Origin of the sequence: Pseudomonas sp. IPO3778 (genome assembly GCF_013386825.1) — a bacterium.
GTDB lineage: Bacteria > Pseudomonadota > Gammaproteobacteria > Pseudomonadales > Pseudomonadaceae > Aquipseudomonas.
In genome coordinates this window covers 1-5,796 of the sequence record NZ_JACARC010000117.1, presented here as the reverse complement: position 1 = coordinate 5,796, position 5,796 = coordinate 1, and the positions used below count along the sequence as shown (strand labels likewise).

The following is a 5,796-nucleotide window of genomic DNA, read 5'->3' as shown; positions in this document are numbered from 1 at the left end:
GAATCCGTGATGAACCTTTTTAATGGGCCTGGATTAACCTTTTGGGAGCGCCGCGATTGCATCCACCGACTGGCGAATCAACGCCGGGCCCTTGTAGATAAAACCGGAATACAACTGCACCAGGCTGGCACCGGCGGCGATTTTCTCGGCCGCGTGCTTGCCTTCAGTGATGCCGCCCACGGCGATAATCGGCAAGCGCCCCGCCAACTCGGCCGCCAGCACCTTGACGATGTGGGTGCTCTGGTCGCGTACCGGCGCACCGGACAAACCACCCGCCTCGTCACCAAAGGCCAGGCCTTCGACACCGACACGGCTCAAGGTGGTGTTGGTGGCGATCACCGCATCCATGCCCGAGTCCACCAGGGCCTGGGCCACCAGCACGGTTTCTTCATCGCTCATGTCCGGGGCAATCTTGATCGCCAACGGCACTCGCCTGCCATGGCGCACAGCCAGGTCTTCCTGGCGCTGGCGCAAGGCTTCGAGCAATTGCTTGAGGGAATCGCCGAACTGCAGGCTGCGCAGGCCCGGGGTGTTCGGCGAGCTGACGTTGACCGTGACGTAGCTGGCGTGGGCGTAGACCTTGTCCAGGCAAATCAGGTAGTCATCCACGGCACGTTCTACCGGCGTGTCAAAGTTCTTGCCGATGTTGATCCCCAGAATGCCCTTGTACTTCGCGGCCTGAACACGCGACAGCAGGTTATCCACACCCAGGTTGTTGAAGCCCATGCGATTAATGATCGCCTCGGCTTCCGGCAGGCGGAAAATCCGCGGCTTGGGATTACCCGGTTGCGGCCGCGGGGTCACGGTGCCGATTTCAACAAAGCCAAAACCCAACTGCGCAAAACCGTCGATGGCCGCGCCGTTCTTGTCCAGGCCGGCCGCCAGGCCTACCGGGTTGGGGAATTCGAGGCCCATCACCGACACCGGCATTTTCGCCGGGGCCTTGCACACCAGACCATTGAGCCCCAGGCGGCCACCGGCACCGATCAAATCCAGGGACAGATCGTGGGAGGTTTCCGGAGAGAGTTTGAACAACAGCTGGCGGGCCAGGGTATACATGGGCGGGATTGACTCGGATGGCGGCGAAAGGTGGCGGCGATTATAGCCGGGGTGAAGGGCTGCATGCGAGGCGTGCCGTCCAATCATCAGTTGCGGTGCGCCATCAGTTCCTCGTAGCGAACCCAGATCTTTTGCGCGTAACGAAGACGCAAGGCCTCACGCTGAGGCCCCGGCCCGCCGCCCACATTGTAGGAACCGATGGCCGTCCAGTTGTAGCCGAACTGTTTGATAAAGTCGGCAAGGATCGACGCACCGACCTCTACGGACAAGCAAGGCTCATCCAGCAAGCGTTGCTCGGTAATGCCCTCCTTGAGCAGACGGGGCAGGTGAATGCTGTTGATCTGCATCAACCCGATATCACGGGTGCCGTTGTTGTTGGCGTAATTCATGGCTCCGGCGCGATAGCCCGACTCCACCGCAGCGATGGCCTGCAACAGCTCCGGCTCGATGCCGTATTGGCTGGCGGCCTCAGCCCAGCAATAAGCCCTGGCTTCGCCGGTGATGCACAGTGCGAGCGACAGTGCGCCCTTGCGCCAGGCGCCCCTCATGCCTGGCCCCGACCGCAGGTCGAGCAGACGTGGCTCGATGCCTGGCTCATTACCTTGACCGCACAGGTCACGCGATAACCTTTGCCATATACCGTCTTGATCAGGCCCCGGCCGTCCTTCAGGTATTTGCGCAACGAACAGATGCATCGGGTCAGGGACTCTTCCGTGGCTTCGTTATGGGGCCATGCCTGTTCCAGCAGGCGATCCTTGCTCACCAGCATACCGGCCGACGCCAGCAACAGGCGTAGCACCTGCCACTCCTTGGGCGGTAGTTGAATCTCAACGCCTTCACCGGTCAGCCTGCCGTCGCCGTGCAGCGTCCAGCGATCAAAGACCATGGAGGCAGCCATTACTCCATCCATCACCCCAGCCATTCGCACCTCTGCACCCAACTCCCCCTTATGTCCAACACGGGCTCTCCAACAAGGTCGCGACTATAAAAAGCTCACCCGCCGTATTGGAGAGGCAAAAGCCCAGAGGCTCGATGTTTTTCAGACTGGGTGCGTAAGACTTTTCGACGCTGCCCGCCAACGGAACACCGACGGTTTTATCCCTCTGGCGCACGGGTAAATGCTCGCTTCACCCGGTCATGCTGGGAGGGCGTGAGCGGTGGTGCCTGCCCCGGCTCGGCACTTGAATGCAAGGCATCCCCCACAAGCGTCGCCTGGATGACAAACACCCGCACGCTATTGGCCATAGGCCCGTAGTAGCGTCCAGACAAGGCCGCGCCGGTATCACGCTGAAAATCCCCCACCAGCAGCCGCCGCCCTGGCGCCACACGCACCACCGTACTGATCCCCATGCGTTCCACCGCGGCCGAACGCTTGTCACGACTGCCGGCCTTGCCCATCTGGCGCCCATCCTCAATGGTGAGCAGCATCTCGATTTCATTCGCCTCGGCAAAGCGCGGCAGCACACTGACCTGTGTGCCATACACCACCGGCTGCCACTCATCGCTGGCCTCACCCGGCCGGGGCAGATAGAACGTCTGGTTATCGTTGAAAACCGCCGGCACATTTTCCTGGGTGAGAATCACCGGCAACGCCGTGACCTTGGCTCGCCGACGTTGCTCCAGTGCCGTGATCCGCTTCATGAACCCGTCGTCCTCGATGGGCGTCATGACCCGGGTTGCAGAAGGCGCGTCAGCCCCCTTGTGCAGGGCCATGCCCACCTTCTTGAGCTCATCACGGTCCACATCCACCAGCCACAACGAAACCTCCACCGCGCGCTTGGGCACGTCCAGTTCCGCCACCAGGCTTTCGATAAAGCTGACCTGCGCCGGCTTGCCCTTGATCAACAAGCTGTTGGTGTCGGGGTATGCCAGCACCGAAATAGTCTTGTCGGCGAGTAAACCGGGTTGTCGGGGGGATGCACTCTTCTGCTCGACGGCCAGCAGCTTGTCGATCATGGAAGCCATGCCCGGTACCGTGACGGTTCTGTCCCCCATGCCGTACTCCCGGTCGGCAACGTGGGTGTTCAGCACCTGCACCACACCGATCCGCTGCGGCCCCATGCGCAGCTCGGCCCGCTGGCGGTCCATCAGCTGAGCCAGGCGCAGCACGTGGTCGACATAGTTCGGCGGCCCGGACACATAGAACACCCGCGCAGCGCTCGCCCGCAGCGGGTAACGCGCTTCGTCGAGACCCGAGCGGCGCATGAACCCGCGCAAGATATCGACCGAGATATGCCGCAGGGTCACCACCGAGCTTTTCGCCTCATCGGCGTCATAGAGGTAAAGCACCTGGCCATCGCTGTACCAGATCAAGCCTTGCTGCTGAGCGACCGACTCCAGGAGCGGTTGGGCCGAATCGAAATCGAACGCCCCGCTGATACGCTTGCGGGCCGCCGCCTGGCTGACCACGATCGGCTGCCCCAACGGCAAGGACAGTGCGGTAAAAAACGTGTGCAGGCTTTCATCACGAGCCTGGTATTGCCCTGCGAGCACGCAGGAACTGCCCAGCATCAACAGCCAGAACAACACGGTCGCAAAACGGTGGCGGTTGATGAACATGCCTGCAAAGCCCGGGATCAAGGAGCGGCCATACTGCGAGCCCGGCCAGTTTCAATCCTGATGGAAAGCTGACGGCCTGCCGGGCTTTCCCGGCCCGTGGCATGTGCCTTGCTTTGCCTTGCTTATCGCAGCCCGCGCCAACGGCGGAACGGGCTCAAGGACAAAGACGTCGTGACCCCGGGCCCCCCCTGTGAGTGGCCCGACGGAGCGGCGTTTTTTTATGAAAGGTGCATGTAGATGAGTGATCCCCTGGCTTGGGTGAACGGCAGCGACGCCCCGGAAAAGAGCAGCCTCAACCTCGGCTTCATGGCCCTGAGCGATTGCGCCTCGGTGGTGGTCGCCGCCACCCAGGGCTTTGCCCAGCCCTATGGCCTGACGCTGAACCTCAAACGCCAGTCGTCGTGGGCCAGCCTGCGGGACAACCTGGTCAGTGGCGAACTGGACGCCGCCCACAGCCTGTACGGCCTGATTTACGCCGTGCACCTGGGCATCGGCGGCGTGGCGCCTACCGACATGGCCGTACTGATGGGTTTGAACCAGAACGGCCAGAGCATCAACCTCTCCCACGGCCTGCAACGGCTGGGCGTGACCAGTCCTGAAGCACTGGACCGCCACGTGCACCAAAGCCGAACAAAACTCACCTTCGCTCAGACCTTTCCCACAGGCACCCATGCCATGTGGTTGTATTACTGGCTGGCCAGCCAGGGCATCCATCCGTTGCAGGATGTGGACAGTGTGGTAGTGCCACCACCGCAAATGGTTGCGCACCTGCAGGCTGGGCGCATCGACGGTTTTTGTGTGGGCGAGCCCTGGTGCGCCAGTGCGGTGAAGCAAAATCAGGGCTTCACCCTGGCCACCACCCAGGCGATCTGGCCGGACCATCCGGAAAAAGTCCTCGGCTGCACCCAGGCGTTTGTGGAGCAATACCCCAATACCGCCCGGGTACTGGTGATGGCGATCCTGCAGGCCAGCCGGTTTATCGAGGAAAGCGCGGAAAACCGCCGCTCCACCGCGCAACTGTTGAGCGCGCCGCACTACCTCGACGCACCGCTGGACTGCATCGAACCGCGCTTGCTGGGCAACTATGACGACGGCCTCGGCAACCACTGGCAGGATCCCCACGCGCTGCGTTTTTATGGCGACGGCGAGGTCAACCTGCCCTACGTGTCTGATGGCATGTGGTTCATGACCCAGTTCCGCCGTTGGGGCCTGCTGCGCGAAGACCCGGATTACCTTGGCGTCGCCCGACGCGTGCAGCAACTGGATATCTATCGCCAAGCGGCCAGCGCCGTGGGTGTGCCTGCCGGTGGCGAGGCCATGCGCAGCAGCCAGTTGATCGACGGCAAGGTCTGGGACGGTTCGGACCCGGCCGGGTACGCCCGCAGCTTTCGCCTGCATGCCATGGCAGACGTTGCCAATCGTCATGCCTCGCGCTGACAGGAGGACCTTATGTTGCGAATCCTGTTGATCAATGACACACCGCGCAAGGTGGGGCGGCTCAAGGCCGCGCTGACTGAGGCCGGGTTTGAGGTGATCGATGAGTCGGGGCTGACGATTGACCTGCCGGCGCGGGTTGAGGCGGTGCGTCCGGATGTGATTTTGATCGATACCGAGTCGCCGGGGCGCGATGTGATGGAGCAGGTGGTGCTGGTGAGTCGTGACCAGCCGCGGCCGATTGTGATGTTTACCGATGAGCATGACCCGGGGGTGATGCGGCAGGCGATCAAGTCCGGGGTCAGCGCCTATATTGTCGAGGGGATTCAGGCGCAGCGGTTGCAGCCGATTCTGGACGTGGCGATGGCGCGGTTTGAGAGTGACCAGGCGATGCGTGCTCAGCTGCAGGCGCGGGATCAGCAGTTGGCGGAGCGTAAGCGGATCGAAACGGCCAAGGGGCTGTTGATGAAAATGAAGGGGTGTAATGAGGACGAGGCCTACACGCTGATGCGGCGCCAGGCGATGAGTCGGCAGCAGAAGCTGATCCAGGTGGCGGAGCAGATTATTGCCATGAGTGAGTTGTTGGGGTGAGGGGTGGGGGTTTTATGGTGTACATATCCGTTGCTGCGGTAACGGCGGCTTAGGGTTCCGCTCTTACAGCGGGTCACTTTTGGCAAACGCCCCAAAAGTAACCAAAAGGTCTTTGCCCCACCACTCGGTGCCTCGCCTAGGCTCGGCATGCCC

The 5,796-nt window shown here is 62.1% G+C and carries 6 protein-coding genes; 2 read left to right on the top strand and 4 right to left on the bottom strand.

Annotated elements, in window-relative coordinates:
- Window positions 1-33: 33 nt before the first annotated feature.
- The 4 genes from HX855_RS32820 to sctC form a co-directional block, all read right to left on the bottom strand.
- Window positions 34-1,059, bottom strand: coding sequence for a quinone-dependent dihydroorotate dehydrogenase (locus tag HX855_RS32820; RefSeq protein ID WP_177091478.1), 1,026 nt, complete (start codon window positions 1,057-1,059; stop codon window positions 34-36).
- A gap of 86 nt (window positions 1,060-1,145) precedes the next feature.
- Complete coding sequence (locus HX855_RS32815) at window positions 1,146-1,607, bottom strand: transglycosylase SLT domain-containing protein (RefSeq protein ID WP_177091476.1); 462 nt, start codon at window positions 1,605-1,607, stop codon at window positions 1,146-1,148.
- Complete coding sequence (locus tag HX855_RS32810) at window positions 1,604-1,981, bottom strand: winged helix-turn-helix domain-containing protein (protein WP_177091474.1); 378 nt, start codon at window positions 1,979-1,981, stop codon at window positions 1,604-1,606. The genes HX855_RS32815 and HX855_RS32810 overlap by 4 nt, the downstream gene beginning before the upstream one ends.
- A gap of 173 nt (window positions 1,982-2,154) precedes the next feature.
- Entirely contained in the window at window positions 2,155-3,618 is a 1,464-nt protein-coding gene (gene sctC / locus HX855_RS32805) for a type III secretion system outer membrane ring subunit SctC (protein ID WP_177091472.1), read from the bottom strand.
- A gap of 237 nt (window positions 3,619-3,855) precedes the next feature.
- Between sctC and HX855_RS32800 the strand changes: the two genes are divergently transcribed.
- Together HX855_RS32800 and HX855_RS32795 are read left to right on the top strand one after the other, a co-directional pair.
- Window positions 3,856-5,055, top strand: a complete 1,200-nt coding sequence (locus HX855_RS32800; RefSeq protein WP_177091470.1) for a CmpA/NrtA family ABC transporter substrate-binding protein — start codon at window positions 3,856-3,858, stop codon at window positions 5,053-5,055.
- Between the two features lie 12 nt (window positions 5,056-5,067).
- Window positions 5,068-5,643, top strand: a complete 576-nt coding sequence (locus HX855_RS32795; protein WP_177091467.1) for an ANTAR domain-containing response regulator — start codon at window positions 5,068-5,070, stop codon at window positions 5,641-5,643.
- The last annotated feature ends 153 nt before the right edge of the window (window positions 5,644-5,796 follow it).